General features: G+C 71.0%; 24 protein-coding genes. 15 read left to right on the forward strand and 9 right to left on the reverse strand.

What is annotated here, in order from left to right:
- Nucleotides 1-115: 115 nt before the first annotated feature.
- The 4 genes from ABD224_RS03105 to ABD224_RS03120 are packed head-to-tail and all read right to left on the reverse strand — an operon-like array spanning nt 116 to nt 3,736.
- The gene (locus ABD224_RS03105) at nt 116-1,207 is read right to left on the reverse strand and encodes an amidohydrolase family protein (RefSeq protein ID WP_344046457.1); all 1,092 of its coding nucleotides are present in this window, start codon (nt 1,205-1,207) and stop codon (nt 116-118) included.
- A 21-nt stretch (nt 1,208-1,228) separates the two neighbouring features.
- Nucleotides 1,229-2,020 (reverse strand): amino acid ABC transporter ATP-binding protein, encoded by a 792-nt coding sequence (locus ABD224_RS03110; RefSeq protein ID WP_344046459.1) that lies wholly within the window; start codon nt 2,018-2,020, stop codon nt 1,229-1,231.
- Nucleotides 2,017-2,880 carry an amino acid ABC transporter permease gene (locus tag ABD224_RS03115; RefSeq protein ID WP_344046461.1) on the reverse strand — a complete coding sequence of 288 codons (864 nt, stop codon included), beginning with the start codon at nt 2,878-2,880 and terminating at the stop codon, nt 2,017-2,019. The genes ABD224_RS03110 and ABD224_RS03115 overlap by 4 nt, the downstream gene beginning before the upstream one ends.
- Before the next feature lie 4 nt (nt 2,881-2,884).
- A complete protein-coding gene (locus ABD224_RS03120) occupies nt 2,885-3,736 on the reverse strand; it encodes a transporter substrate-binding domain-containing protein (RefSeq protein ID WP_344046463.1) in 852 nt (283 codons plus the stop codon).
- 418 nt (nt 3,737-4,154) lie between these two features.
- Here ABD224_RS03120 and ABD224_RS03125 point away from each other — a divergent pair, with 418 nt between their 5' ends.
- The 5 genes from ABD224_RS03125 (at nt 4,155) to thpD (ending at nt 9,182) form a co-directional block, all read left to right on the forward strand.
- Nucleotides 4,155-5,255 carry a pyridoxal-phosphate-dependent aminotransferase family protein gene (locus ABD224_RS03125; protein ID WP_344046465.1) on the forward strand — a complete coding sequence of 367 codons (1,101 nt, stop codon included), beginning with the start codon at nt 4,155-4,157 and terminating at the stop codon, nt 5,253-5,255.
- A gap of 536 nt (nt 5,256-5,791) precedes the next feature.
- Entirely contained in the window at nt 5,792-6,331 is a 540-nt protein-coding gene (gene ectA / locus ABD224_RS03130; protein WP_344046467.1) for a diaminobutyrate acetyltransferase, read from the forward strand.
- A 228-nt stretch (nt 6,332-6,559) separates the two neighbouring features.
- The gene (ectB, locus tag ABD224_RS03135) at nt 6,560-7,831 is read left to right on the forward strand and encodes a diaminobutyrate--2-oxoglutarate transaminase (protein ID WP_344046469.1); all 1,272 of its coding nucleotides are present in this window, start codon (nt 6,560-6,562) and stop codon (nt 7,829-7,831) included.
- Between the two features lie 56 nt (nt 7,832-7,887).
- A complete protein-coding gene (locus ABD224_RS03140) occupies nt 7,888-8,292 on the forward strand; it encodes an ectoine synthase (RefSeq protein ID WP_344046471.1) in 405 nt (134 codons plus the stop codon).
- A gap of 5 nt (nt 8,293-8,297) precedes the next feature.
- Nucleotides 8,298-9,182 carry an ectoine hydroxylase gene (gene thpD / locus ABD224_RS03145; RefSeq protein WP_344046474.1) on the forward strand — a complete coding sequence of 295 codons (885 nt, stop codon included), beginning with the start codon at nt 8,298-8,300 and terminating at the stop codon, nt 9,180-9,182.
- Nucleotides 9,183-9,336: 154 nt separating this feature from the next.
- Here thpD and ABD224_RS03150 read toward each other — a convergent pair whose 3' ends face one another.
- The 4 genes from ABD224_RS03150 to ABD224_RS03165 form a co-directional block, all read right to left on the reverse strand.
- On the reverse strand, nt 9,337-10,386 hold the full coding sequence (locus ABD224_RS03150) for an aminotransferase class V-fold PLP-dependent enzyme (protein ID WP_344046476.1): 1,050 nt from the start codon (nt 10,384-10,386) through the stop codon (nt 9,337-9,339).
- A gap of 154 nt (nt 10,387-10,540) precedes the next feature.
- Entirely contained in the window at nt 10,541-11,257 is a 717-nt protein-coding gene (locus ABD224_RS03155; RefSeq protein ID WP_344046478.1) for a DsbA family oxidoreductase, read from the reverse strand.
- Between the two features lie 78 nt (nt 11,258-11,335).
- The gene (locus tag ABD224_RS03160; protein ID WP_344046480.1) at nt 11,336-11,839 is read right to left on the reverse strand and encodes a GNAT family N-acetyltransferase; all 504 of its coding nucleotides are present in this window, start codon (nt 11,837-11,839) and stop codon (nt 11,336-11,338) included.
- 102 nt (nt 11,840-11,941) lie between these two features.
- Nucleotides 11,942-12,391 (reverse strand): DUF6010 family protein, encoded by a 450-nt coding sequence (locus ABD224_RS03165; RefSeq protein ID WP_344046482.1) that lies wholly within the window; start codon nt 12,389-12,391, stop codon nt 11,942-11,944.
- A 140-nt stretch (nt 12,392-12,531) separates the two neighbouring features.
- Here ABD224_RS03165 and ABD224_RS03170 point away from each other — a divergent pair, with 140 nt between their 5' ends.
- From ABD224_RS03170 to ABD224_RS03210, 9 genes are all read left to right on the forward strand, one after another.
- Nucleotides 12,532-13,767 (forward strand): MFS transporter, encoded by a 1,236-nt coding sequence (locus ABD224_RS03170; protein WP_344046484.1) that lies wholly within the window; start codon nt 12,532-12,534, stop codon nt 13,765-13,767.
- 445 nt (nt 13,768-14,212) lie between these two features.
- Nucleotides 14,213-15,022, forward strand: coding sequence for an NAD-dependent epimerase/dehydratase family protein (locus ABD224_RS03175; protein ID WP_344046486.1), 810 nt, complete (start codon nt 14,213-14,215; stop codon nt 15,020-15,022).
- 363 nt (nt 15,023-15,385) lie between these two features.
- Nucleotides 15,386-16,156 carry a DeoR/GlpR family DNA-binding transcription regulator gene (locus tag ABD224_RS03180; RefSeq protein ID WP_344046488.1) on the forward strand — a complete coding sequence of 257 codons (771 nt, stop codon included), beginning with the start codon at nt 15,386-15,388 and terminating at the stop codon, nt 16,154-16,156.
- 123 nt (nt 16,157-16,279) lie between these two features.
- A complete protein-coding gene (locus tag ABD224_RS03185; protein WP_344046490.1) occupies nt 16,280-17,653 on the forward strand; it encodes an ABC transporter substrate-binding protein in 1,374 nt (457 codons plus the stop codon).
- Entirely contained in the window at nt 17,650-18,594 is a 945-nt protein-coding gene (locus ABD224_RS03190; protein WP_344046492.1) for a carbohydrate ABC transporter permease, read from the forward strand. The genes ABD224_RS03185 and ABD224_RS03190 overlap by 4 nt, the downstream gene beginning before the upstream one ends.
- Complete coding sequence (locus tag ABD224_RS03195) at nt 18,594-19,454, forward strand: carbohydrate ABC transporter permease (RefSeq protein ID WP_344046494.1); 861 nt, start codon at nt 18,594-18,596, stop codon at nt 19,452-19,454. The genes ABD224_RS03190 and ABD224_RS03195 overlap by 1 nt, the downstream gene beginning before the upstream one ends.
- Nucleotides 19,451-20,440, forward strand: coding sequence for a zinc-dependent alcohol dehydrogenase family protein (locus ABD224_RS03200; RefSeq protein WP_344046496.1), 990 nt, complete (start codon nt 19,451-19,453; stop codon nt 20,438-20,440). Before ABD224_RS03195 ends, ABD224_RS03200 begins: the two co-directional genes overlap by 4 nt.
- Before the next feature lie 331 nt (nt 20,441-20,771).
- The gene (locus ABD224_RS03205) at nt 20,772-21,986 is read left to right on the forward strand and encodes a TerD family protein (RefSeq protein ID WP_344046498.1); all 1,215 of its coding nucleotides are present in this window, start codon (nt 20,772-20,774) and stop codon (nt 21,984-21,986) included.
- Between the two features lie 49 nt (nt 21,987-22,035).
- Nucleotides 22,036-22,620 (forward strand): TerD family protein, encoded by a 585-nt coding sequence (locus ABD224_RS03210; RefSeq protein ID WP_344046500.1) that lies wholly within the window; start codon nt 22,036-22,038, stop codon nt 22,618-22,620.
- A 106-nt stretch (nt 22,621-22,726) separates the two neighbouring features.
- On the opposite strand, the gene ABD224_RS03215 is transcribed toward ABD224_RS03210, so the two are convergent.
- Nucleotides 22,727-24,082 carry a hypothetical protein gene (locus ABD224_RS03215; protein ID WP_344046502.1) on the reverse strand — a complete coding sequence of 452 codons (1,356 nt, stop codon included), beginning with the start codon at nt 24,080-24,082 and terminating at the stop codon, nt 22,727-22,729.
- Nucleotides 24,083-24,365: 283 nt separating this feature from the next.
- Here ABD224_RS03215 and ABD224_RS03220 point away from each other — a divergent pair, with 283 nt between their 5' ends.
- Complete coding sequence (locus ABD224_RS03220; RefSeq protein WP_344046504.1) at nt 24,366-26,198, forward strand: endonuclease/exonuclease/phosphatase family protein; 1,833 nt, start codon at nt 24,366-24,368, stop codon at nt 26,196-26,198.
- Nucleotides 26,199-26,242 lie beyond the last annotated feature (44 nt).

The raw sequence follows: 26,242 nt of genomic DNA on the forward strand, positions 1-26,242 counted from the left end.
CAATTCTTCGATTCGGCCAGTACGGGCGTTCCCCTCGGCAGGGGGTGCCTCGCCGTCCGTGACACCGCGTCGCGCAGGCGCCTGCCCGACCCCTGCGCGCCCCCTGTCCGGCCCCCTATGCGATCACCTTTCCGTTCAGCACCACCCGCCGTGGCGCTCCCAGCACCCGTACGTCCGCCCTCGGGTCCTCGTCGTAGACCACGAGGTCGGCCGGGGCGCCCTCCGTCAGACCGGGGCGGCCGAGCCAGGCCCGGGCGGCCCAGGTCGTCGCCGAGAGGGCCTGCAGGGGCGGGATGCCGGCCGTGACCAGTTCGGCGACCTCGGCCGCGACCAGGCCGTGGGGCAGGGAGCCTCCGGCGTCGGTGCCGACGTAGACCGGCACACCGGCGTCGTAGGCGGCACGGACGGTGTCGTAGCGGCGCTCGTGCAGACGGCGCATGTGGGCCGCCCAGCGGGGGTACTTGGCCTCGCCCCCCTCGGCCAGCTTCGGGAAGGTGGCGATGTTGACGAGGGTGGGGACGATCGCGACACCGCGTTCGGCGAAGAGCGGGATCAGGTCCTCGGTCAGGCCCGTGGCGTGCTCGATGCAGTCGATGCCCGCCTCGACCAGGTCGCGCAGGGAGTCCTCGGCGAAGCAGTGCGCGGTGACCCGGGCGCCCAGGCGGTGCGCCTCCGCGATCGCCGCCTCGGCGGCCTCGCGCGGCCAGCAGGCCGACAGATCGCCCAGGCCGCGGTCGATCCAGTCGCCGACCAGCTTCACCCAGCCGTCGCCGCGCCGGGCCTCCTGGGCGACGTACGCGACGAGGTCGTCGGGCTCGATCTCCCAGGCGTAGTTGCGGATGTAGCGGCGGGTGCGGGCGATGTGCCGGCCGGCCCGGACGATCTTCGGCAGGTCCTCGCGGTCGTCGATCCACCGGGTGTCGGAGGGCGAGCCCGCGTCGCGCAGCAGCAGCGTGCCCGCGTCCCGGTCGGTGAGCGCCTGCTTCTCCGCCACGTCCTCGGGGACGGCGCCGTGCTGGTCGAGGCCCACATGGCAGTGGGCGTCGACCAGGCCGGGCAGCACCCAGCCGTCGACGGTGCGGAGGTCACGGGCGCCGGCCGGACGGTCGTAGGAGATCCGGCCGTCGACCACCCACAGTTCGTCGCGGACCTCGTCCGGGCCGACGAGGATCCGTCCCTTCACGTGCAGCACCGCGCGTTCGCTCATGCACCGCACCCTAGTTGGCCGCTAGCCGGACTTCCCCACCCGGTCCGGGGTCTCCTCCTCGACCTCCGCCCTGGCGGGGTCCAGCAGGCGGGAGAGGAAGTGGCGGGTGCGCTCGTGCCGGGGTGCGCCGATGACCTGCTCGGGGCTGCCGTCCTCGACGATCACGCCGCCGTCCATGAACACCACCCGGTCGGCGACCTCGCGGGCGAAGCTCATCTCGTGGGTGACGACCATCATGGTCATGCCCTCGTCGGCGAGCATCCGCATCACCGCGAGCACGTCGCCGACCAGCTCGGGGTCGAGCGCCGAGGTCGGCTCGTCGAAGAGCATCACCTCGGGGCCCATGGCGAGCGCCCGGGCGATGGCGACGCGCTGCTGCTGGCCGCCGGAGAGGGACGACGGATAGGCGTCCGCCTTCTCCGCGAGGCCCACCCGCTCCAGGTTCTCGGCGGCCACCTTCGCGGCCTCGGCCTTGCCGCGCTTCAGGACCCGGCGCTGCGGCAGCGTCAGGTTCTCGGCCACGGTCAGGTGCGGGAACAGGTTGAACTGCTGGAACACCATGCCGATGCGGCGCCGCACCGCGTCGATGTCGACGTCCGGGTCGGTGAGTTCGACGCCGCCGACGAAGACCTGGCCCTTGGTGGGCTCCTCCAGGAGGTTCACACAGCGCAGCAGGGTCGACTTGCCCGATCCGGACGGGCCGATGACGCAGACCACCTCGCCCCGGCCGATCTCCAGGTCGACGCCGCGCAGCACGTGGTTGTCGCCGAAGGACTTGTGCAGACCGCTGACGCGGATCTCCGGTCGGCTCATTTCACGGCCTCCTGGGCCTTGGCCTCCATGCGGCGCACGAGGAAGCCGAGCGGAATGGTGATCAGCAGGTAGCACAGGCCGGCCACCAGGATGGGCGTGGAGTTGGCGGTCTGGCTGGCCAGGTCGCGGCCGAACTTGGACAGTTCGCGCTCCTCCAGGGTGACGCCGAGGAACAGCACCAGCGAGGAGTCCTTGAACAGCAGGACCAGTTCGTTGGTGAGCGGCGGGAGGATGATCCGGAAGGCCTGCGGGATGATGATGGAGACCATGGCCCGGGCGGGCGAGAAGCCCAGCGAACGGGCCGCCTCCATCTGCCCCTTGGGCACGGCCTGGATGCCGGCCCGGATCGTCTCCGCCATATAGGCGGCGGCCACCAGGCCGAGCGCGAGGGCGACCTGGCCGTAGGTCCCGCCGACGATCTCCGTGCCGGGGAAGGCGAGCGGCACGGCGACGCCGATGAAGATGAAGATCAGCAGGGCGGGCAGGCCGCGGAAGATCTCGACGTAGATCCCGGCCAGCCAGCGGTAGGGCCCGACGGACGACAGCCGCATCAACGCGATCAGCATGCCGAGGGCCAGCCCGACGGCGAAGCCGGTCACCGTGTAGAGGACGGTGTTCCTCAGCGCCAGCGTGATGACGTCCGGGAACATCCGCTCGGCGATGTCGGCCTGCGCGAACTGGTTCTGCAGCCGCCCCCAGTCGGCCATGACCGCGAAGGCGATCACGGCCGCGACGAACACGGCGTACTGGATGCCGCGCGACAGACGCCGCTTCTGGCGCCGGGTCAGGGCCTTTTTCCCCGGCTGGTTCCCCGGCTGGAGCCTCTCCGGCTGGAGCGGCGGTTTCTCCGTGTCGGTCATGGGGTCAGGACGCGGTCGGCGAGGCGGCGGACTCGTCGTACGGGCCGATCCACTGCTCGTACAGCTTCTTGTACGTGCCGTCGGCCTTGGCGTCCGCGAGCGCCTTGTTCACGGCCTTGCGCAGGGCCGTGTTGCCCTTCTTCACCGTGAAGCCGTACTCCTCGCCGGTGTCGATCTGCTCGGCGAGCTTGAAGGCGTCGGCGTTGGCCTTGTCCTTCAGCCAGCCCTGGACGACGGGGTAGTCGATGACGACGGCCTTGACCTGGCCGGTGCGCAGGCCGTTGAGGACGGCGTCGGAGGACTCGAAGGAGACCGGGTCGAAGCCCTGGCCCTTGACGTAGTCCTCGCCGGTGGTCTGCGCCTGGGCGCCCAGCTTGGCCTTCTTGGCCTTCACGTCGGCGAGGGAGGTGATGCCGCTGTCCTTGTCGACGAGGACGGCCTGAGTGGCCTTGAAGTACGGGTCGGAGAAGTCGACGTTCTTCTTCCGCTCCTCGGTGATGGTCATGCCGGCCGCGGCCAGGTCGCACTTGCCCGAGTTGAGGAAGGCGCCGGTCTTGAAGTTCTCGAACGGCGTGTCGAGGATCTCCTGCTTCACCCCGAGGTCCTCGGCGACCAGGTCGATCAGGGCCACGTCGAAGCCCTGCACCTTGCCGTCGATCTCCGACTGGAAGGGCGGATAGGGCAGGTGGGTGCAGGTGGTGAGCCGGCCCGCCTTGACGAGCTTGACCCCGCCGGCCGCGGTGGCAGACCCGCTGCCTCCGTCGTCGGTGGAGGTGCAGGCGGCGAGGAAAATCATCCCGGCCGTCGCGGTGGTGGCGGCCAGAACGCGGGTCCGGCGGCCGAGAAGCGTCTTCAAGGGGAGCCTCCTGTCAGTGAACCATGCGCTCCGATTATAAGGAAATGTTTGAGTAGCCCAAATCAATCCGAGGAGGAGGACGCCGTTCGGCCTCCGAATCCTCCGTCCCGGGACACCGACGGCCCGGACCGCGCGGGGCGGTCCGGGCCGTGGACGGCGGACGCCCGCGGGTGCCGTGTGCCCACGTGTCCTTGCCGGCGAAGGCGTCCCGCAGCAGCATCTCGTCGAACTTGTCGCCGTCCTCGTCGGCGGTCCGCACGACGATCGCGTTGCCGTTCGCGCCGACGCCCGTGCCGGGCTTGTGGACGGGGGATGTCCAGCCTCCGGACGTCCTGGGAGGCGGCCGCGGAAGCGGTCCGGGACGAAGGGTTAGGCTCGCAGACGCGTACCGCGTCCCTGAGTCGAAGAGAGCACCATCGTGACCAACCCCCTCCTCGACCTGCCCCCGCTGAGCGCCGCGCGCTTCGCCTCGATCGAGGACCGAGTGGCGCGGCTGCTGGCCACCGAGCAGGACGTCGTGATCATGCAGGGCGAGGCGCTGCTGCCGCTGGAGGGCGCGATCCGGGGGGTGGCCGGCCCCGGTACGACGGCGCTGAACGTGATCACGGGGCCGTACGGGCAGACCTTCGGCACCTGGCTGCGGGACTGCGGGGCGACCGTGCACGACCTGTCGGTCCCGTACCACACGGCGGTCACGGCGGACCGGATCGAGAAGGCCTTCACCGAGCACCCGGAGATCGACTTCGTGTCGCTGGTGCACGCGGAGGCGGCGACCGGCAACACCAACCCGGTGGCGGAGATCGGCGAGGTCGTGCGGGAGCGGGGCGCTCTGTTCTACCTGGACGCCGTGGCGTCGGTCGGGGCCGAGCCGGTGCTGCCGGACGCGTGGGGCGTGGACCTGTGCGTGATCGGGGCACAGAAGGCGATGGGCGGTCCGGCCGGGGTGTCGGCTGTGTCGGTCAGCGAGCGGGCCTGGGCCCGGATGGCGGCGAACCCGCGGGCGCCGCGCCGTTCCTACCTGTCCCTGCTGGACTGGAAGGAGCGCTGGATCGACACCGGCCGCACGGCGCTGCCGCACGCGCCGGCGCAGTTGGAGATGCTGGCGCTGGAGGCCTGTCTGGAGCGCATCGAGGCGGTGGGTCTGGACGAGGTGATGGCTCGCCACCGCCGCGCCGCCGCGGCGACCCGCGCGGGTGCGGTGGCCCTGGGCGGGGGCCTGGAGCCGTACGTCCACAAGGCCTTCGAGGCGGCCCCGGTCGCCACCACCCTGCGCGCTCCGTCCGGCATCGCGGCCTGCGACCTGGTGGCCCGGGCCCTGGAGACGGATCCGTCCCTTCCGCTGGCCGCGGGCGGCGGCCCGCTCGCCCAGGAGATGATCCGCGTCAACCACTACGGGCCGAACGCCACCCGGGAGGCGGTGGAGGCAAGCCTGACGGCTCTGGCCGCCGCCCTGGCCGAGCAGGGCGTGACCGTGGACGGGGAGGCCGCCCTGGGCGCGGTCGCGGAGGCGTGGCGGTAACCGCCCGTCGGAGCAGGAAGGGCCCGGCCTCCACCGGCCCGGAGCCGGAGCGCACGGGGCCGAACAGCGCCGGCGGACCACCGGTGGTCCGCCGGCGGGCGGGAGGCCGGTGCGCGGCGGATGCCCGTCCGCACGACCGGGAAGCACGCACACCGCAACGGACGCACCGGCATTCCCCGGGAACGCACCGGAAACACATCGACGGGATCACCGGGACTCGGCTGCGGTTTTTTACATCGGAACAATTCATCAATCGAATCCGAATAGCCGCCCGTATTCTTCTGCCCCGTTTCCTCCGCTCCAAACGCAAAGGTTTTGCGAACGTCTCGCAACGCAATTCCGGAGAACCACCAAGAGTTATCCAGCCGTGACACGCCCCGCAAAGGCGCACCTTTTGTCCGGCAATGGGGCGTCAAACCCGCACATCACGACGCCGCTTCGCGCGGCCGCGCGCCCGCGTGATAACACACGGGCACGATTCGCATAAGTCCTCGGGGCCATGCATTTTCGAATCCGGCTCGGTAAGTTCATTTCGCATGACTGCCGCACAAGCAGACCTGCGCATCCCCCGTGCCGAATTGCCGGAGACACCGCTCATCGAACGTCCCGCCGTCGCCGACGGCGCCGCGCTCTGGCGGCTCGCAAAGGACTCCGGGACGCTGGATGTGAACTCCTCGTACAGCTATCTGCTGTGGTGCCGCGACTTCGCCGCCACGTCCGCGGTGGCGCGCGGCGCGGACGGCACCCCGGTCGGCTTCGTCACCGGGTACGTACGGCCCGACCGCCCGCGCACCCTGCTGGTGTGGCAGGTGGCCGTCGACGCCGCCCACCGCGGACGGGGCCTGGCCGCCCGGCTGCTGGACGACCTCACCGCCCGGGTCGCCGCCGAGCGCGGGCTCACCGCGGTCGAGACCACGATCACCCCGGGCAACACCGCCTCCGAGCGGCTGTTCACCTCCTACGCCGCCCGGCACGGCGCCACGGTCGAGCGCGAAGTCCTGTTCAGGACCGAGCAGTTCCCGGACGGGCCGCACGCCCCGGAGGTCCTCTACCGGATCGGCCCGCTGTCCTTCTGAGCCCCGGCCGCTTCCCCTCCCGCCGCCCTGGCCCGGCCCTTCCCGATTCTCCGGCCCGCTCGATCTCCCCTGGTCTCCCTTGTCCCCCTGGTCTCCCCTGTCCCCCTGGTCTTCCCCGGTCTTCCTCTGTCCCTCTCCGTCTCTTCCCGCTCTTCCCGCCTTGTCTGTCTCTTCCTGCCGGCCTCCACGCCGATTTCTCCCAGCCTCCACACCGAGGAGCGATGCGTCGTGACCATCACCCAGCCCGACCTGAGCGTCTTCGAGACCCTGGAGTCCGAGGTGCGCAGTTACTGCCGCGGCTGGCCCACCGTCTTCGACCGGGCACGCGGCAGCCGCATGTACGACGAGGACGGCCATGAGTACCTCGACTTCTTCGCGGGTGCCGGCTCGCTCAACTACGGCCACAACAACCCCGTCCTGAAGCGGGCGCTGCTCGACTATCTGGAGCGCGACGGCGTCACCCACGGGCTCGACATGTCGACCGCGGCCAAACGCACCTTCCTGCGGACCTTCCAGGACCTGGTCCTGCGCCCCCGCGACCTGCCGTACAAGGTGATGTTCCCGGGCCCGACCGGCACCAACGCGGTCGAGGCCGCGCTGAAGCTGGCCCGCAAGGCGAAGGGCCGCGAGGCCGTCGTGTCGTTCACCAACGCCTTCCACGGCATGTCGCTGGGCTCCCTCGCCGTCACCGGCAACGCCTTCAAACGGGCCGGCGCCGGCATCCCGCTGGTGCACGGCACGCCGATGCCGTTCGACCGCTATCTGGACGGCAAGGTCCCCGACTTCCTGTGGTTCGAGCGGCTGCTGGAGGACCAGGGCTCCGGCTTCGACAAGCCGGCCGCCGTGATCGTCGAGACCGTGCAGGGCGAGGGCGGCGTCAACGTCGCCCGGGCCGAGTGGCTGCGTGCCCTGGCCGATCTGTGCGCACGCCAGGACATGCTGCTGATCGTCGACGACATCCAGATGGGCTGCGGACGCACCGGGGCCTTCTTCTCCTTCGAGGAGGCGGGCATCACCCCGGACATCGTCACCGTCTCCAAGTCCATCAGCGGCTACGGCCTGCCGATGTCGCTGTGTCTGTTCCGGCCCGAGCTGGACCTGTGGGAGCCGGGCGAGCACAACGGCACCTTCCGCGGCAACAACCCCGCGTTCGTCACGGCCACGGCCGCGCTGGAGACGTACTGGACCGACGGCCCGGCGATGGAGAAGCAGACCCGTGCCCGCGGTGAGCAGGTCGAGCAGTGGCTGGCCTCGATCACCGAGGAGCACCGCGCCGACGTCGCGGAGTTCCGGGGCCGGGGCCTGGTGTGGGGCCTGGAGTTCCGCGACAAGAGCCGCGCCGCGCGGATCGCCCGGCGCGCCTTCGACCTCGGGCTGCTGGTGGAGACCTCCGGGCCCGAGGGGGAGGTCGTCAAGCTGCTGCCGGCCCTGACCATCAGCGCCGGAGAACTGGACGAGGGCATGCGTCTCCTCGCCCGCGCGGTCCACGAGACCGTCTGAACCCCCAAACCGAGCACCGGGCAGCCGAGCACCCGAACCAGGAGGCACGCACCACCGTGATCGTCCGTTCGTTCAAGGACATCGAAGGCACCGACCGGCACATCAAGTCCAGGTCCGGCACCTGGGAGAGCAAACGCATCGTCCTCGCCAGGGAGAAGGCGGGCTTCTCCCTGCACGAGACGATCCTGTACGCCGGCACGGAGACGTCGATGTGGTACGCCCACCACATCGAGGCCGTCGTCTGCGTCGAGGGCGAGGCCGAACTGACCGACCGCGAGACCGGGAAGACGTACACGATCACCCCCGGCACCGTGTACCTCCTCGACGGACACGAGCGGCACACGCTGCGCGTCAAGGAGGACTTCCGCTGCATCTGCGTGTTCAACCCGCCCGTCACGGGACGGGAGGACCACGACGAGAACGGCGTCTACCCCCTGCTCACCGAACCCGAGGAGGTGTGACCCCCATGGCCGTCACCGATCTCTACCCCACTCGCGGCACCACCGAGGTGACCGTCCCCCGCCGGGACCCCGTCGTCTGGAACTCCCTCGACGCACCCGGTCCGATCCCGGCGGCCGGCCTCAGGGCGTACGAGCGCGACGGCTTCCTCGCCGTCGACCAGCTGATCACCGAGGACGAGGTCGCCGTCTGCCGGCAGGAGCTGAACCGGCTGGTGACCGACCCGGGGATCCGGGCCGACGAGCGCTCCGTCGTCGAGCCGAAGTCCAAGGAGATCCGCTCGGTCTTCGACGTGCACAGGATCAGCGAGGTGTTCGCGCGACTGGTGCGCGACGAGCGCGTCGTCGGCCGGGCACGGCAGATCCTCGGCTCGGACGTGTACGTCCACCAGTCGCGGATCAACGTCAAGCCGGGCTTCGGGGCGAGCGGCTTCCACTGGCACTCGGACTTCGAGACCTGGCACGCCGAGGACGGCCTGCCGCGCATGCGGACGGTGTCCGTCTCGATCGCGCTGACCGAGAACTTCGCGACCAACGGCAGCCTGATGATCATGCCGGGGTCGCACAGGACGTTCCTCGGCTGTGCGGGAGCCACGCCGAAGGACAACTACAAGAAGTCGCTGCGGATGCAGGAGGCGGGCACACCGTCCGACGAGGCGCTGACGAGGATGGCCTCAAAGTACGGCATCAGGCTGTTCACGGGCAGGCCCGGCTCCGCGGTCTGGTTCGACTGCAACTGCATGCACGGCTCCGGCGACAACATCACGCCGTACCCGCGCAGCAATGTGTTCCTCGTGTTCAACAGCGTGGAGAACGCGGCGGTGGAGCCGTTCGCGGCTCCGGTGCGGCGGCCGGAGTTCCTCGGGGCGAGGGACTTCACCCCGGTGCGGTGACAAGCGGTGACAAGCGGTGAGGCGAGCACGCCGTGCCTGCCGGGCAGGGGCCTTCTCCCGCGGGACGTCTTCTCCCTCGGGAGGAAACCGCGGGAGGACACCACGGGAGGAAACCGCGGAAGGAACGGCCCCTGCCCGCCGGCGCCGCGGGCGCTCAGCCGGCCAGTACGTCCAGCAGGCGGTCGACGTCCTCGGGCGTGTTGTAGAGGTGGAAGGCGACCCGCAGATTGCCCGCGCGGGCGGCGACTTCGATGCCGGCGGCGCTCAACTCGTCCCTGCGGTGGTCGAGTCCGGGCACGGAGACGATCGGGGAGCCGGGCGCGGGAAGGGGCTCGTGCCCCAGCGCGCGCAGACCGGTGCGGAACCGTTCGGCGAGGGCCAGGTCATGGGCGCGTATGGCGGACACGCCGAGTTCCTCGACGAGTTCGAGGGAGCGGCGGGCACCGGCGTAGGAGAAGAGCGCGGGGCTCTCGTCGAACCGCCGTGCGGAGTGGGCGAGTTCCTCGACGGGGCCGTAGCAGCTGTCCCAGGGCCGCTCTCCCGCCACCCACCCGGCGAACAGCGGGCTGAGGCCGCCGAGGTCCTCGGGGACGACCAGGAAGGCCACCCCCCGCGGGCAGAGCAGCCACTTGTAGGCGACGGTGGAGACGTAGTCGTGGGCGTTCGCGTCGAAGTCCAGCCAGCCGGCGGCCTGGGAGACGTCGATGTAGGTGCGCGCCCCGTGCTCGCGCGCGGCCTCCCGGATCGCGGGCAGATCGGCGATCCGGCCGTCCGCCGACTGGACGGCGCTCACCGCGACCAGCGCCGTGCCGGGCCGTATCGCCTCGGCGATCCGCTCCAGGGGGACGCTGCGCACCTTCAGGTCGCCGCGGACGTGGAAGGGATTCACCGTGGAGCTGAAGTCGCCCTCGGCGGTGAGGACTTCGGCGCCCTCGGGCAGTGCGGCGGCGATCAGCCCGCCGTAGACGGCGACCGAGGAGCCGGCCGCCACGCGGTGGACGGGAACCCCGGTCAGCCGGGCGAAGCAGGCGCGGGCGGCCTCGACGTCGGCGAACATGTCGGTGGGCCGGCCGGAGGCGGCCGCGTCCACGGCGGTGCGCAGGGCCCGCACCGCCCGGGCGGGGAGCAGCCCGAGGGCCGCGGTGTTCAGATAGGTGCTCTCCGGGGCGAACTCGGCGCGAACAAGACTCTCGAAGGTCTCCATGGCACCACTGTGCGACCTGGTGCACCCCCGGTCCATTCCATTTCCCCGCGTTCCCCGCGTTCCCCGCGTTCCCCGCGTTCCCCGCGCGGCTTCTTCGCGCAGCGCACCCGAAGCCGCTCGCACATGCGCGCCGGCCGGGGCGGGCACCCCGGGCTCAGCTCTGCGGCACCGCGCATCCGTCCGGTCCGCAGGCGTCCCCGTCGCCGCCCTGAACGACGGTCAGCGGCGAGCGCTCGCCCCAGGCCTGGGTGAGCGCCCGGGTGAAGACCTCGGCGGGCTGGGCGCCGGAGACGCCGTACTTGCGGTCGATCACGAAGAACGGCACTCCGGTGACACCGAGCCGGGCGGCCTCCTGTTCGTCGGCGCGGACCTCGTCGGCGTAGGCGCCGGGGTCGGCGAGCACCGTGCGGGCCTCGTCGGCGTCGAGCCCGGCGGAGACGGCCAGCTCCACCAGCCGTTCGTCACCCTCGGTGAAGACGGAGCGCTCCTCGGCGAAGTTCGCCCGGTACAGCGCGTCCAGCAGTTCGCCCTGCCTGCCGCGCTCCTTGGCCAGGTGCAGCAGGCGGTGCATGTCGAAGGTGCTGCCGTGGTCGCGGCCCCGGGTGCGGTACGCGAGCCCCTCGGCGGCGGCCTGCCGCCCCAGGTTCTCCTCACCGGCCTGCGCCTGCGCCTCGCTCATGCCGTACTTCCTGGTGAGCATGGTGAGCACGGGCTCGACGTCGTCCTTGGCCCGGTGCGGGTCCAGCTCGAAGGACCGGTGCACCACCTCGACCCGGTCACGGTGCGGAAAGTCCGCGAGCGCCCTCTCGAAGCGCGCCTTTCCCACGTAGCACCAGGGACAGGCGATGTCCGACCAGATCTCGACGCGCATGTTCTCGGCTCTTTCCCGCTCGTACGGAAGCGGAGGGGGTGCCCTCCGCCGAGTCCTTGAACGTTTCAGCACTGTGTTTCATTCCCCGGTCACCGCGTACCGCAGGTGCAGATGGCGGTCGCCCTCGGCGGGCGGGCGCTCCGGGTCCGGGATCCAGCCCCGGCGGGCGTAGAAGTGCCGGGCGCGGTGGTTGTCCGCGTGGATCTTCAGGACGGCCGTCCGTCTGCCGTCGGTGCGCCACTGCTCGGCGCAGGCCGCGTGCAGGGCCGTGCCGATGCCGAGGCCCCAGTGGTCGGGGTCGACGTGGAACTGGCGCAGCTCGACCGTGTCCGCGGTGCCGTCCGGCACGGTGCGGAAGGAGGCGACGCCGACGACACGGCCCTGTGCGACGGCGCACAGGACGTGCAGGTCGGGCCGTTCGACGGCGCCGCGCCAGGCCGCGGTCCAGCGGGTGCTGTCGTCCGGGACTCCTTCCGGGTCGTACGTCGCCCGGGCCCGCGCGTGCAGCGCGGCGAGGGTCTGCGCCTCGGCGGGCACGGCCGTACGGATCACCCGGCAACCGCGCACACTGTCATTGATCATGAGAGGAAGGACGCGGTTGCCGCCGCTCCGGTTCCCCGCGGCGGGATCGGCGTTCCGGGCGGCCGTCGAAGCGGCGGGGCGGGCCGAGGGGCGTGCCGCCGGTCATCGCTCCTCCGGGCCCGCGCTCACGGGGGAGGGACCGGCGCCGTCCGCGGATGCCGTCGCCCGGCGCTCGAGGAGTTCCCGCAGGGAGGGACCGCCCAGGAAGCACCACAGCGCGATCACCGGGTCGCAGATCGCGCAGCCCAGTGAGGAGTCGCCGAGGAACGGGATGATCGGGCTGCCCTCGAGGTGGTGCACGACGTCCCACGCCGTGTGCAGCAGCCAGCCGACGCCGATGAAGTTCCACGACTCCAGGCCCCGGTAGGCGACGTAGGTGACGACCGCGGTGAACGCGAACTCCCAGCCGCCGAGTCCGCCGCCGCTGAGATAGGCGGCACCCGCCCCGGCGATCATGATCGCGTTCAGCCTCCGGCGGTGCGGCTCGCGGGGCAGGGACATGACCAGGGCGTAGAGCAGACCGATGACGGCCGGCACGACATGGGTGAGCATGCCGACGACGCTAGGCCCGCGGCGGACCGCGTCCCAGGGCCATGGCTGACAGATTCCGACGGATTCCCGCCCGCACGGCCCGGCGAATACGGAACCTGCCTCATCCGTGGGGCGAGGCCTTAGGCCGACGATCGGCAGGCATGACAACGACAGAACGACCCCTGGTGCGGGTGCTGCGCGACCGCGGGGCGGGGCTGTGCCTGGCCGCCGTGGTGGTCTCCGGTTTCGGCACCTCGGCGCTGTGGCTGGCCTCGGGCGTATGGGTCAAGGACCTCACCGGCTCGGACGGGCTGGCCGCGCTGTGCCTGCTGGCGATGTGGGCACCGTCCCTGGCCGGCCCGCCGCTCGGCGCCCTCGCCGACCGCACTCGCCGCGGCCCCCTGCTGGTCTGGGCGAATCTGCTGCTGGCGGTGCTTGTGCTCAGCCTTCTCACCGTCGGCTCCCCCGGCGACATCCTGCTGCTGTACGCGGTGCTGTTCCTCTACGGCGCCACCGGCGTCGTGCACGACGCGGCGCAGTCGGCGCTTGTCGCCACCGCCGTCGACCCGAAACTCCTCGGCGACTTCAACGGGCTGCGCATGACCGCGATGGAGGGCATGAAACTGCTGGCCCCGCTGGCGGGCGCCGGCCTGTACACGGCGTACGGCGGTCCCTGCGTGGCCCTGCTCGACTCGGTCACGTTCCTGATCGCCGCCGGCCTGTACGCGATGCTGCGCGTCCGCGAGGACAGGCCCCGTCCCGCCGAGGGCTCCTGGCGCGAGCACACCGTCGAGGGCGCCCGCTGCCTGTGGTCCCATCCGCGGCTGCGGCCGCTGGTGCTGGCCGGCGGCGCCACGATGCTGTTCGCCGGTCTGAACGGCGCACTGGCCTACGCCGTCGTCGACTTCCTCGGCCACGCGCCCGCGTACGCCGGAGTGCTGTACGCCGCCCAGGGCGTCGGTTCGGTCGTGACCGGCCTCGCCTCGGGCACCGCCCTGCGCCGTCTGGGCAGCCGCCGCTTCGCGGCCTGCGGCATCGCCCTCACGGCGGCCGGGGTGGCCCTGCGGGCGATCCCGTCCGACCCGGTGGCCCTGGTGTGCAGCGCGGCGATCGGCGCGGGCCTGCCCTGTGTGCTGGTCGCCGCGCTCACCGCCGTGCAGCGCGAGACCCCGAAGGCGCTTCTCGGCCGCGCCGCGGCCACCGCCCACACCCTGATCTTCGTCCCCAATGTGCTCGGTCTGGCCGTCGGTGCCGCTCTGGTCGGCGCCGTCGCCCTCCCCCTGCTCCTGGTCCTGCTGGGCCTGGGGCTGGCGGCGACGTCACTGCCCTTGCTTCAGAGGGCCGGCAGTGCCGAGCGCAACGCCGCCGGATCGCCGCTGGACGCCGGCCCGGTGTGATACGGCCGCGGCTCCGTCGCTTTGAGATCCCGTACGCGGGCGGCGTCCTCGGCGAGAGGGCCGGGGCCGCCGCCCCTGCCGGAGACGATCGTGAGGCGGGCGGCCAGGACGGCGCCCGGGCGGGCGCGGGCGGTGAACGGGGCCGGCAGGCGCACGCGGACGGGCACGCACAGTCGTGCACGTTTCCGATCGGCGTCCACCTGCCCGAATCCGGTCACGTCAAGGCCCCGTACGGAGGGGTCAAGCGCTCAAAGCGCCGGTGCGGCACCGGACTTCACCGCTTCGCGGCCTCCTTGACGAGACGTGACCGCCGTTCCTAGCGTGCCCGCGCAGGTGAATGACGTCCACGCATGTGTCCCGGCGAGAACCCCGGAGCGCCGAAGAGCGAGCGCCCGGAGCGCCGAAGGACGCGCGAAGGGCGCACCGAAGGACCAGGAGACCGAGGATGCCCGCTCCCCGCACCGTTCTGCTCACCGGCGCCGCCGGCCGGATCGGCACCCTGATGCGGGACCTGCTGCCCGACTACGGCTACGCGCTGCGCCTCCTCGACATGCGGCCGGTCGAGGGCGAGCCGGACGCGATCGTCGCCGACCTCGCCGACCGGGACGCGCTGCGCGAGGCCGTCCGGGGCGTCGACGCGATCATCCATCTCGCGGGCATCTCCCTGGAGGCCTCCTTCGAGAAGATCCTCAAGGCCAACATCGAGGGCACGTACCACCTGTACGAGGCGGCCCGCGAGGAGGGCGTCCGCCGGATCGTCTTCGCCTCCTCCAACCATGTCGTCGGCCACACCCCGGCCCCCGCCCCCGGCGAGCCGCCCGTCCCGGTCGGCACCCCGCGCCGCCCGGACACCTTCTACGGCCTGTCCAAGTCCTTCGGCGAGGACCTCGCCCAGCTCTACTGGGACAGACACGGCCTGGAGACCGTCTCGGTGCGCATCGGCTCCTGCTTCCCCGAGCCGACCAGTGTGCGGATGCTCTCGCTGTGGCTGAGCCCCGCCGATGCCGCGCGCCTGTTCCACGCGGCCCTGACCGCCGAGAACGTCGGCCACACCGTCGTCCACGGCGTCTCCGCCAACACCCGGCTGTGGCTGGATCTGACCAGTGCGCGGGCGCTCGGCTACGAGCCGCGGGACGACTCCGAGCAGTACGCCGGGAAGCTGATCGCCGAGCAGGGCGAGCCGGACCCGGGCGATCCGGCGCACCGGTGCATCGGCGGCCACTTCGTCACCGACCCGCCGGTCTGGCCGTACTGACACGGCACCGCGCGAAGGTCGCACCGCGGGGCCGCGCTCCCCTCGCGTTCCCCTGTGTCTCCCCTGCGTTCTCCCGCGTTTCCGCGCGTTCTCCCCCGGCGGAAAATCGACGCCCGCACCGGCGGGCGGGCAGCGAACGGGCCCGTTCACCGCCGTATTCGGGCATCCGCGCCGCCCGTTCTCACGCCCCGGAGCGCTTCCGCGCAGGTCCGAGACGGGCATCGCCCCACCCGATCGGGCATAAACGGGCAGGAACGAACATATAACAAGCCTGGTCAGAACCGCGCACCCGCTGTAGAACTTCCTGCGAGGGCCGCACCGGGCCCGAACGGGCAGCAAGATCAGGAAGCAGGTGGTCGACCCATGAGCCACGGGACGGCCGAGGAGCGCCAGCGCGAGATCGTGCGGTTGGCACGTGCCACCGGCTCGGTCGACGTCACCGCGCTCGCCTCCAAGCTGGGTGTGGCCAAGGAGACCATCCGACGGGATCTGCGCGCCCTGGAGAACCACGGTCTGGTGCGCCGTACCCACGGCGGCGCCTACCCCGTGGAGAGCGCCGGCTTCGAGACGACCCTCGCCTTCCGCTCCACCCTCCATGTGCCCGAGAAGCGCCGGGTGGCGGCGGCCGCCGCCGGACTGCTCGGGGACGCCGAGACGGTCTTCATCGACGAGGGGTTCACCCCCCAGCTCATCGCCAAGGCCCTGCCCCGGGACCGACCGCTGACCGTGGTCACCGCCTCCCTGCCGGTCGCCGGGACTCTCGCCGAGGCCGGGAACGTCTCCGTGCTGCTGCTCGGCGGCCGGGTCCGCGCGGGCACGCTCGCCACCGTCGACCACTGGACGACGAAGATGCTCTCCGGCTTCGTCCTCGACCTGGCGTTCATCGGCGCCAACGGCATCTCCCGCGAACACGGTCTGACCACGCCCGACCCGGCGGTCAGCGAGGTCAAGGCGCAGGCGGTCCGGGCCGCGCGGCGCGTGGTGTTCGCGGGCGTCCACACCAAGTTCGGGGCGGTCAGCTTCTGCCGGTTCGCCGAGGTCGGCTCACTGGAGGCGATCGTGACGAGCACGCTGCTTCCGGCCGCCGAGGCCCATCGCTACTCCTTGCTCGGACCACAGGTCATCCGGGTCTGACGACCGCACCCCCATACCCCCCCATACCCCGTAGAACCGTAGAACCTTGCCTTCTCCCCCCTCCCAGAGGACACCCTCGCCTCCTCAAGTCCCCATAAACACCGACATATTCTGGAGTACCCCATGCGCACCCAGAGCCGACGCTCGTCACGGACGCTCTTCGCCGTGGCAGCGGTAGGGACGCTGCTTGCTCCGCTCGCCGCCTGCTCGGGGGCCGGCGGGTCCGGAGGATCCGCCGGCGGAGGCGGCTCCGTCAACGTCCTGATGGTGAACAACCCCCAGATGGTCGACCTGCAGAAGCTGACCGCCGAGCACTTCACCAAGAAGACCGGCATCAAGGTGAACTTCACCGTCCTGCCGGAGAACGACGTCCGCGACAAGATCAGCCAGGACTTCGCCAACCAGGCCGGGCAGTACGACGTCGCCACCCTGAGCAACTACGAGATCCCGATCTACGCCAAGAACGGGTGGCTGCACGCCCTGGACTCCTACGTCGAGAAGGACACCGCCTTCGACCAGGACGACGTCCTCCCGCCGATGACCCAGGCGCTCACCGCGGAGGACGGCAAGCTGTACGGCGAGCCGTTCTACGGCGAGTCCTCCTTCCTGATGTACCGCAAGGACGTCCTGGAGAAGAAGGGCCTGAAGATGCCGGCCAAGCCGACCTGGAAGCAGGTCGCCGAGCTGGCCGCGAAGGTGGACGGGGCCGAGCCCGGCATGAAGGGCATCTGCCTGCGCGGGCTGCCCGGCTGGGGCGAGGTGATGGCGCCGCTGACCACGGTGGTCAACACCTTCGGCGGCACCTGGTTCGAGAAGGACTGGACGCCGCGGCTGGACTCCAAGGAGTTCAAGCAGGCCACGAAGTTCTACGTCGATCTGGTGCGCAAGCACGGCGAGGCCGGTGCCGCCCAGTCCGGCTACGCGGAGTGCCTGAACAACATGACCCAGGGCAAGACGGCCATGTGGTACGACGCCACCGCCGGAGCCGGCTCCCTGGAGGCCGACGGCTCCCCGGTCAAGGGCAAGATCGGCTATGTCCCGGCCCCCGTGGAGAAGACGGAGAGCTCGGGCTGGCTCTACACCTGGGCGTGGGGCATCCAGAAGGCGTCCAAGAACGCCGAGAACGCCTGGAAGTTCATCTCCTGGGCCTCCAGCAAGGAGTACGAGAAGCTCGTCGGCGAGAAGGTCGGCTGGGCCAATGTGCCGGCCGGCAAGCGCGCCTCCACCTACGACATCCCGGAGTACCGCGCCAAGGCCGCCGCGTTCGCGGACGTCACCCGGGAGGCCATCGCGAGTGCCCAGCCGGAGAACCCGGGTGTGCAGCCCCGGCCCGCGCCCGGCATCCAGTTCGTCGGCATCCCCGAGTTCACCGACCTGGGCACCAAGGTCTCCCAGGAGATCAGTGCCGCCATCGCCGGACGGCAGTCGGTGGACAGCGCCCTGAAGAAGTCCCAGAAGCTCGCTGAGGCCGTCGCCGAGAAGTACAAGACGTCATGACCTTGATGACCGAGGCCCGGGTCGCCGCCGTCCCCGGACGGGCGGCGGCCCAGCGGCCGAACCGCATGCGCGCCTGGGCCACCCGGGCTCCCCTGCTGCCGGCGCTGATCTTCATGATCATCGTCACCCAGCTGCCCTTCGTGGCCACTTTGGTGATCTCGTTCCTGGACTGGAACGCCCTCTACCCCGACGAGCGGCACTTCGCCGGATTCGCCAACTACGTCGAGGTGCTGAGCGATCCCGCCCTGCGCAAGTCGGTGTGGACGACCATCCTGCTGACCGTCACCGTGGTGCTGGTCAGCCTGTTGCTCGGTCTGGTGCTGGCGCTGCTGCTGGACCGCCGCTTCCGCGGCCGGGCCGCCGTGCGCACCATGCTCATCGCCCCGTTCCTGCTGGTGCCGATCGCCGCCGCGCTGATGTGGAAGCACCTGCTGTTCAACCCGGAGTACGGGCTGTTCAACGGCATCCTGCACGTCATCGGCGGGGAGGGGGCGATCCAGCCGGACTGGATCTCCGAGATGCCGCTGATGGCGGTGGAGGCCTCGCTGATCTGGCAGTGGACCCCGTTCATGATGCTGATCCTGCTGGCCGGACTGCAGAGCCGCGATCCGCAGCTGATCGAGGCGGCCAGGATGGACGGGGCGAGCGACTGGCAGATATTCGTGCACATCACGCTGCCGCATCTGCGCCGCTACCTCGAACTCGGCCTGCTGCTCGGCTCGATCTACATCGTGCAGAACTTCGACGCGGTGTTCACCCTCACCTCCGGCGGTCTGGGCACCGCGAACCTGCCGTACACGATCTACCAGACCTTCTACCAGGCACACGAGAACGGTCTCGCCTCCGCGGCCGGCGTCATCGTCGTGATCGGCTCGATCATCCTGGCGACCTTCGCCCTGCGCGTGGTGTCGTCGCTGTTCCGTGAGGAGGTGTCCCGCTGATGGCCGCCACCACCGCCCCGCCGCGCAGCCGGCCGCACCGCCGGCTGCGGGGGGCCGTTCTGGGCGTCGTCACCTGGCTGGTCGGACTCGTGTTCGTGCTGCCCGTCCTCTGGATGGCGCTGACGTCCTTCCACTCCGAGGCGGACGCCGCGACCAACCCGCCGTCCGTGGCCGCCGCGCTGACGCTGGAGGGCTACCGCGAGTTCTTCGGGCTGACCGGCGGAGCCACCCCCTGGCCCGCGCTGCTCAACTCCCTGACCGCCTCGCTGGTCTCCACCCTGCTGACCCTCCTCCTGGCGCTGCCCGCCGCGTACGCGCTGTCCATCCGGCCGGTGAAGAAGTGGACCGACGTCCTGTTCTTCTTCCTGTCCACCAAGATGCTGCCGCTGGTGGCCGCGCTGCTGCCGATCTACCTGTTCGCGAAGAACGCCGGCCTGCTCGACAACATCTGGACCCTGGTCGTCCTCTACACGTCCATGAATCTGCCGATCGCGGTCTGGATGATGCAGTCGTTCCTGTCCGAGGTCCCGGTCGCGATCGTCGAGGCCGCCCAGCTCGACGGCGCCCGGCTGCCGACCGTGCTGGGGCGCGTGATCGCCCCGATCGCCCTGCCCGGCATCGCGGCGACCGCCCTGATCTGCTTCATCTTCAGCTGGAACGAGCTGATGTTCGCGCGGGTCCTCACGGGCGTGGTCGCCGAGACCGCCCCCGTCTTCCTCACCACCTTCATCACCAGCCAGGGCCTGTTCCTGGCCAAGGTGTGCGCCGCGTCACTCGTCATCTCCCTGCCGGTGCTCGCCGCAGGGTTCGCCGCCCAGGACAAACTGGTCCAGGGCCTGTCGTTGGGAGCCGTGAAATGAAGGCCGCCGTCATCGAGTCCGTGGGCAAGGCCGTCGTCGCCGAGGTCCCGGACCCGACGCCAGGGCCACGTGAAGTCGTCGTCGAAGTCGCGGCCTGCGGCCTGTGCGGCACCGACCTGCACATCCTCCAGGGCGAGTTCGCCCCCAGGCTGCCGGTCGTGCCGGGACACGAGTTCGCGGGCGAGGTGGTCGGCGTCGGCACCGAGGTCACGGAGCTGTCGGTCGGCGACCGGGTCGCGGTGGACCCCTCCCTGTACTGCCACGAGTGCCGTTACTGCCGCATGGGCCACAACAACCTCTGCGAACGCTGGGCGGCGATCGGTGTCACCACGGCCGGCGGTGCCGCGCAGTACGCGGTGGCGCCGGTGGCGAACTGCGTCAAGCTCCCCGAGCACGTCCGCACCCAGGACGCGGCCCTGATCGAACCCCTGTCCTGCGCGGTCCGCGGCTACGACATCCTCCAGTCCCGCCTCGGCGCCCATGTGCTGATCTACGGGTCGGGGACCATGGGCCTGATGATGCTGGAACTGGCCAAGCGCACGGGCGCGGCGAGCGTGGACGTGGTGGACGTGAACCCGGCCCGCCTGGAGACGGCTGTCCAACTGGGTGTCTCCTCCGCCGCCGCGAACGCGGACGAACTGGACCGCCCGCAGGGCTGGGACGTGGTCATCGACGCCACGGGCAACGCCGCGGCGATCCAGGACGGCCTGGGGCGCGTGGCGAAGGCCGGTACGTTCCTGCAGTTCGGGGTGGCCGACTACGCGACGCGTGTGACGATCGACCCGTACCGCATCTACAACCAGGAGATCACCATCACCGGCTCCATGGCCGTCCTCCACAGCTATGAACGGGCGGCCGAGCTGTTCGCGAACGGGGTGCTGGACCCCGAGGTCTTCATCAGCGACCGCATCCCCCTGGAGCAGTACCCCCAGGCGCTGGAGCAGTTCGCCTCCGGTGTGGGGCGGAAGATCGTCGTGGTGCCGTAGCTCCTGCCGCCTCGTCTTCCTGCCCCGCCTCCCCGCCCGCCGCTCCACTCCCCGGCCAGGCGGCGGGGAGACAGGCCGCCCGCGCACGCCCGGTACGTCCGGTGCTGCGCGGGCGGCCTTCGCCGTGACAGACGCACGCTCCCCGCGCTCCCGGTCCCCCCCCCCCCCGCGGACAGGGGAACCCCTCGACGCCGTGTGCGGCCCGCCCTCCAGGGGGACGACGGGAGGGTGACGACAGGCCCCGAGGCCGGCGGGGCGTGGGACGTGTCACCCGTCTGCCGGGTAAGGGAACGGTAAAACGCGGTGGCTCGTTACCTCCCACATGACAGTTATGACCCCCGGCTCGAACATCCCTCTGGCCGCCACGCGTGTGACGGTGGACGTCGCCGCTCCGGTGCGGCTCGACGTATCGGGCCTGCTGCTCACCGGCGCGGGCAAGGTGCGTTCGGACGACGACTTCGTCTTCTACAACCAGCCGTCCGGGCCGGGCGTGACGTACCGCTCGGGCGGCGGTACGGCGCCCGACGCCATCACCGTGGACACCACCGCCGTTCCGGCGGACATCGAGAAGGTCGTGGTCACCGCCAGCCCGGACGCCGCCGGGCAGACGTTCCAGGGCATCGAGCCCACGGCCACCCTGCGCAACGCGGACGACGGCTCGGTGCTGGCCACGTTCACCCCGCCCCGGCTGGGCAGTGAGACGGCGCTGCTGGTGATGGAGATCTACCGCCGCAACGGCCAGTGGAAGGCACGGGCCATCGGCCAGGGATACGCCAACGGACTCGCAGGGATCGCGACCGACTTCGGGGTGAACGTCGAGGAGCCGGCGCCCGCTCCGGCGCAACCGGCCGCTCCGGCACAGCCGGCCGTCCCGCCGCATCCGGGCACCCCGGCGCAGCCCGTGGCTCCGCCGCCCGCCGTGCGGCCCCAGGTCGCACCGGCCCCCGCCGCGCCCGCCCCCGGCACCGGGAAGATCAACCTGGACAAGGGCCGGGTCAGCCTGCGGAAGAACCAGACCGTGTCCCTGGTCAAGGGCGGCCGTCCGCTGCTCTCCCAGGTCAGGATGGGCCTCGGCTGGGAGCCGGCGTACCGCGGCAGGGACATCGACCTGGACGCCTCGGTCATCGCCTTCGGTCCGCAGCGCAACCACATCGACAGCTGCTACTTCGGCAAGCTGACCATTCTGAACGGCGCGATCTGGCACTCCGGCGACAATCTCACGGGCGAGGGCGCCGGTGACGACGAGGTGATCACGGTCGACCTCGGCCGTCTCCCGCAGGAGGTCACCGGTCTGGTCTTCACGGTCAACTCCTTCTCCGGCCAGAAGTTCACCGAGGTCGCCAAGGCCTACTGCCGTCTGATGGACGGCGTCACCGGTGAGGAGCTCGTCCGCTTCGACCTCACCGGCGCCGAACCGCAGACCGGCGTGATGATGGCCAAGCTCATCCGGCAGTTCTCCGGCGAGTGGGAGATGACGGCCATGGGCGACTTCGTCAAGGCCCGGACCGTGCGCAACATGGTGAAGCCGGCCGCCCAGGCGCTGTAGGGCGCCCTGCGCCCACCGCACAGTTTCCGCATCGGAGGATGAATCACGCATGATCATGCTGACGAAGGAAGACGGCCCGGCGGACCTGGACGGGGTGACCCACATGTCCATCGGGGTGTCCTGGGACCCGACCGCGGGGGCCAGCGGCGGGGTGCTGGGCAGGCTCCGCCGCAAGATGGGCACCGACCTCGACCTCATCGCCATCGCCATGCAGGGCTCCGACCCGGTGCGTCTGGCGGGCCTGGACTCCCTGGACCCCCTGGGCAACGGCTCGCTGGTGCACAGCGGTGACAACCAGACCGGTCACGGGGACGGCGACGACGAGACGGTGACGGTCGAGTTCGCCCGGATACCGCCGAACATCACCTCGATCGTGTTCATCGCCGCCGCGTTCAAGAGGGGCAGTTCCTTCCAGAAGGCGCGCAACATCAGCTTCAAGGTGTACGACGCGACCGGGGGCAGCTCCCAGCAGGTGGCCGAGATCTGGCCGAGCCTGCTCACCCAGGACAACGGCTGCGCCGTGGCCAAGGCCATGCGGGTCGGCACCTCCTGGAAGCTTCAGGTGATCAATGAGACGGGGAAGATCAAGCAGGGCGACGAGCGCGCCCTGATGCGGTTCGCCGCCAGCAAGTGAGACAACGGCCCGCGGCCCGCACCGGTACGGTGCGGGCCGCGGGCACGAGTGAGGTGCGCCGTGCGGGCCGCGGACACAGCCGACGTACGCCGTGCGGGCCGCGAGTTCAACCCACGTGCGCCGAGCGGGCCTTGAACGCCGCCTTGCGGGCTTCCTTCGCGATCTTCTTGTCGGGGTGGAGCCGGCCCATCGCCTCCAGCACGTCCGCGGTCTGCGGGTGGTGCACCCGCCAGGCCTCCGTGAAGAAGCCGCTGTGCTGCTCGGCGAGGTTCTTGACGAGGGCGTGCAGTTCCTCGGAGTCGCCCTCGGCCGCCAGTTGCGCGGCCATGGTGTCGATGGTCAGCCAGAAGATCATCTCCTGGGAGGGCGCCGGTACGTCGTCCAGGCCGCGCTCGGTCAGCCAGACCCGGGCCAGTCCGCCCAGTTCGGCGTCGTCGAGCACATCCCTGAGCGCCGGTTCGGCCTCCGCGCCGACCAGGGACAAGGCCTGCTGGCAGCGCAGTCGGCGCAGCGGCGCACCCGGGTCCGTACCACGGGAGGCGGCGAGCAACTCCCTTGCGGCGACAAGAGGTTCACGGCGGACGAGCCACTGCTCGGTCTCGGCGTGGGCGGCGGCCGGAGGAAACGCGGCGGTGCCGTCGAGCAGCGCGTCGGCGCCCTTGTCCACGAGGTCGCCGATCACCGGGGCCTCATGACCGGCCTTCAGCAGCCGGGCACGCAGCCCGTACAGTCCGAGCGGGGTCGGCCGCACCATGCCGTAGCGGGTCACATCGACCTTGTCAGCCGACGCCGGCGGCTCCTCCTCGGCGTCCGTCATCACCTTCTCGTCCAGCGGCCGGTATTCGACGAGCCCGGCCGGCTCCAGCCGCCGGAACCGCGCGTCCAGCCGCACCATCGCCTCGGAGACCTGCCGCAGCATGTCGTCGGTGGGCTCCCTCATACCGCCGGGCGCGATCACGGAGGCGGCGAGCACGGGCAGCGGCACCGGACCGCTGCCGGGTCCGTCCTCGCCGACGGTGAGCACATAGAGGCCGGCCAGCGCCCCGTCGAGGAACCCCGTCCCGGCGCCGGGCACGTTCGTGTCCTCCAGCACGGTCTCCAGCGCGGTCAGCCACACCGTGAGCACGTCGTGCGGTGAGCCGCCGGTCAGCCGGCGCAGGCCGTCACCGGCCCGGGCGGTGCCGTCCCCGGCGTCGGTGATCCCGACGAGCCCGGTGTCCACGGCGACCCGCCATGCCTCCCTCGTCCGGGCCGCCGCGTCGTCGCCGGCCAGGCCGAGCACCCCGGCCGCGGCGGCCAGCTGCTCCTCGGTCAACTGCCCGTCGGCGTCGACCCGTGTCCCGGCTCCGGCCCAGCGGGCGAGACGCGCGGCGCGCGACAGCAGCGGGGTGGCGAGCGCGTCCCGGGCCAACTCCGGTTCGGGGGCGAGCCGAACCGGTGGGAGCGGGGACCTGTCTGGCATCAGCGGCTTCTCCTCGTGGGCGTGCACGGCCGTACGACTCAGCTGCTCAGCCTAGACGGATTTCCACCGATGCCGCCCAATTCATCTGCTCTTCACCGGCCGTCCATGGCCGAAAGCTTGACAAGTGGCCTTGCCCCACAGGAAATTGACGCGCGTAGAAACAAGCGGGCGGTTTCTTCGACGTCCGCGATCTCTGCGCGTCGCCTCCGCCCACCGGACGCGGCTCCCGTTCCACGCACCACCCTCGTCCCGGCGCTCCCGCACGTCCCCGGAGGGATTCACGTTGCCGAGCAAGTCTTCCGCGCGTCTCGCCGCGCTGGCCGCCGCCGTCGTCTGTTCCGCGGTGGCCGCCCAGCCGGCCGTCCTCACCACTCCCGCGCACGCGGACCCCGTGCGCATCCACGACATCCAGGGCACCACCCGGATCTCCCCGTACGCCGGCCGGCAGGTCACGGATGTGGCCGGAATCGTCACCGGCGTGCGCACCTACGGATCCTCCAGAGGCTTCTGGATGCAGGATCCGCACCCGGACGACGACCCGGCCACCAGCGAGGGCGTCTTCGTCTTCACCGGCTCCACGCCGCAGGTCGCCGTCGGTGACGCCGTCACCGTCACCGGCACGGTCTCGGAGTTCGTCCCGGGCGGCACCTCCTCCGGCAACCAGTCGGTCACCGAGATCACCAAGCCGGCCGTCACCGTCGTCTCCAGCGGCAACCCGGTCCCGGCCCCGGTCGTGCTCGACGCCAGGTCGGTGCCCGCCGCGTACGCCCCGGCCGGCGATCCCGCCGCCAACGGCTCGATCAACGCCCTGCCCCTGCGGCCGTCGGTGTACGCCCTGGACCGCTACGAGTCCCTGGAGGGCATGAACGTCCAAGTCGCCGACGCCCGTGTGGTCAACGCCACCACCCCGTACGGTGAGCTGTGGGTCACGGTGAAGCCGCACGAGAACCGCAACCGCCGCGGCGGTACGGTCTACGGCTCCTACGCTTCCCCCAACACCGGCCGTGTGAAGATCGAGTCCCTGGGCCCGCTCGCGGACTTCCCGTCGGCGAACGTCGGCGACGTCCTCGCCGGCCCCACCACCGGCCCGCTGGACTACAACCAGTACGGCGGCTACACGCTCGTCGCCCACCGGCTGGGCACGCTCAAGAGCGGCGGACTGCGGCGCGAGACGACCCGCAGGCAGTCCCCCGGCGAACTGGCGGTGGCCACCTACAACGTCGAGAACCTCGACCCGTCCGACACCACCTTCGACGCGCACGCCGCCGCGATCGTACGCCATCTGCGCTCGCCCGACATCGTGTGCCTGGAGGAGATCCAGGACAACAACGGTGCCGTCGACGACGGCACCGTGGACGCGAGCGCGACGGTCACCCGGCTGATCGACGCGATCGTCGCGGCGGGCGGCCCGCGCTACGACTGGCGCGCGGTCGACCCGGCCGACAAGCAGGACGGCGGCGAGCCGGGCGGCAACATCCGCCAGGTGTTCCTGTTCAACCCCCAGCGGGTCTCCTTCACCGACCGCCCGGGCGGCGACGCGACCACCGCCGTCGGCGTCACCAGGGTGCGCGGCAAGGCGGCCCTGACCGTCTCCCCCGGGCGGATCAACCCGGCCAGTGAGGCCTGGACGTCCAGCCGCAAGCCCCTGGTCGGCGAGTTCGTCTTCCGCGGCCGTACCGTCATCGTGATCGCCAATCACTTCGCCTCCAAGGGCGGCGACCAGAGCCTGACCTCCCAGTACCAGCCGCCGGCGCGCGGCTCGGAGGTCCAGCGCCACCTCCAGGCGGCCGAGGTGAACTCCTTCGTCAAGGACGTGCTGAAGGCGGAGAAGAACGCGCGCGTCATCGCGCTCGGCGATCTGAACGACTTCGAGTTCTCCGGGACGACGAAGATCCTCGAGGACGGCGGTGTCCTGTGGTCGGCGATCAAGTCGCTGCCCCGGAGCGAGCGTTACACCTACATCCACCAGGGCAACGCACAGGTGCTGGACCAGATCCTGATCAGCCCGTCGATCCGGCGCGGCCACGGCTTCGCGTACGACAGCGTGCACATCAACGCGGAGTTCCACGACCAGATCAGCGACCACGACCCGCAGGTGCTGCGCTTCCGTCCCTGATCCGCTCCTGATGCGCTCCTGATCCGTTTCCGATCCGCGCCTCG

Origin of the sequence: Streptomyces thermoalcalitolerans (assembly GCF_039525155.1) — a bacterium.
Classification (GTDB): domain Bacteria; phylum Actinomycetota; class Actinomycetes; order Streptomycetales; family Streptomycetaceae; genus Streptomyces; species Streptomyces thermovulgaris.

What these genes read in the sequence shown, in the direction of transcription:
- ectA (WP_344046467.1), top strand. Translation starts at nt 5,792, where the DNA reads ATGACTGCCGCACAAGCAGACCTGCGCATCCCCCGTGCCGAATTGCCG.
- ABD224_RS03200 (WP_344046496.1), top strand. Translation starts at nt 19,451, where the DNA reads ATGAAGGCCGCCGTCATCGAGTCCGTGGGCAAGGCCGTCGTCGCCGAG.
- ABD224_RS03150 (WP_344046476.1), bottom strand. Translation starts at nt 10,386, where the DNA reads ATGGAGACCTTCGAGAGTCTTGTTCGCGCCGAGTTCGCCCCGGAGAGC.
- ABD224_RS03215 (WP_344046502.1), bottom strand. Translation starts at nt 24,082, where the DNA reads ATGCCAGACAGGTCCCCGCTCCCACCGGTTCGGCTCGCCCCCGAACCG.
- ABD224_RS03185 (WP_344046490.1), top strand. Translation starts at nt 16,280, where the DNA reads ATGCGCACCCAGAGCCGACGCTCGTCACGGACGCTCTTCGCCGTGGCA.
- ABD224_RS03165 (WP_344046482.1), bottom strand. Translation starts at nt 12,391, where the DNA reads ATGCTCACCCATGTCGTGCCGGCCGTCATCGGTCTGCTCTACGCCCTG.
- ABD224_RS03205 (WP_344046498.1), top strand. Translation starts at nt 20,772, where the DNA reads ATGACCCCCGGCTCGAACATCCCTCTGGCCGCCACGCGTGTGACGGTG.
- ABD224_RS03170 (WP_344046484.1), top strand. Translation starts at nt 12,532, where the DNA reads ATGACAACGACAGAACGACCCCTGGTGCGGGTGCTGCGCGACCGCGGG.
- ABD224_RS03180 (WP_344046488.1), top strand. Translation starts at nt 15,386, where the DNA reads ATGAGCCACGGGACGGCCGAGGAGCGCCAGCGCGAGATCGTGCGGTTG.
- ABD224_RS03160 (WP_344046480.1), bottom strand. Translation starts at nt 11,839, where the DNA reads ATGATCAATGACAGTGTGCGCGGTTGCCGGGTGATCCGTACGGCCGTG.
- ABD224_RS03190 (WP_344046492.1), top strand. Translation starts at nt 17,650, where the DNA reads ATGACCTTGATGACCGAGGCCCGGGTCGCCGCCGTCCCCGGACGGGCG.
- thpD (WP_344046474.1), top strand. Translation starts at nt 8,298, where the DNA reads ATGGCCGTCACCGATCTCTACCCCACTCGCGGCACCACCGAGGTGACC.
- ABD224_RS03195 (WP_344046494.1), top strand. Translation starts at nt 18,594, where the DNA reads ATGGCCGCCACCACCGCCCCGCCGCGCAGCCGGCCGCACCGCCGGCTG.
- ABD224_RS03115 (WP_344046461.1), bottom strand. Translation starts at nt 2,880, where the DNA reads ATGACCGACACGGAGAAACCGCCGCTCCAGCCGGAGAGGCTCCAGCCG.
- ABD224_RS03105 (WP_344046457.1), bottom strand. Translation starts at nt 1,207, where the DNA reads ATGAGCGAACGCGCGGTGCTGCACGTGAAGGGACGGATCCTCGTCGGC.
- ABD224_RS03155 (WP_344046478.1), bottom strand. Translation starts at nt 11,257, where the DNA reads ATGCGCGTCGAGATCTGGTCGGACATCGCCTGTCCCTGGTGCTACGTG.
- ABD224_RS03175 (WP_344046486.1), top strand. Translation starts at nt 14,213, where the DNA reads ATGCCCGCTCCCCGCACCGTTCTGCTCACCGGCGCCGCCGGCCGGATC.
- ABD224_RS03110 (WP_344046459.1), bottom strand. Translation starts at nt 2,020, where the DNA reads ATGAGCCGACCGGAGATCCGCGTCAGCGGTCTGCACAAGTCCTTCGGC.
- ABD224_RS03210 (WP_344046500.1), top strand. Translation starts at nt 22,036, where the DNA reads ATGATCATGCTGACGAAGGAAGACGGCCCGGCGGACCTGGACGGGGTG.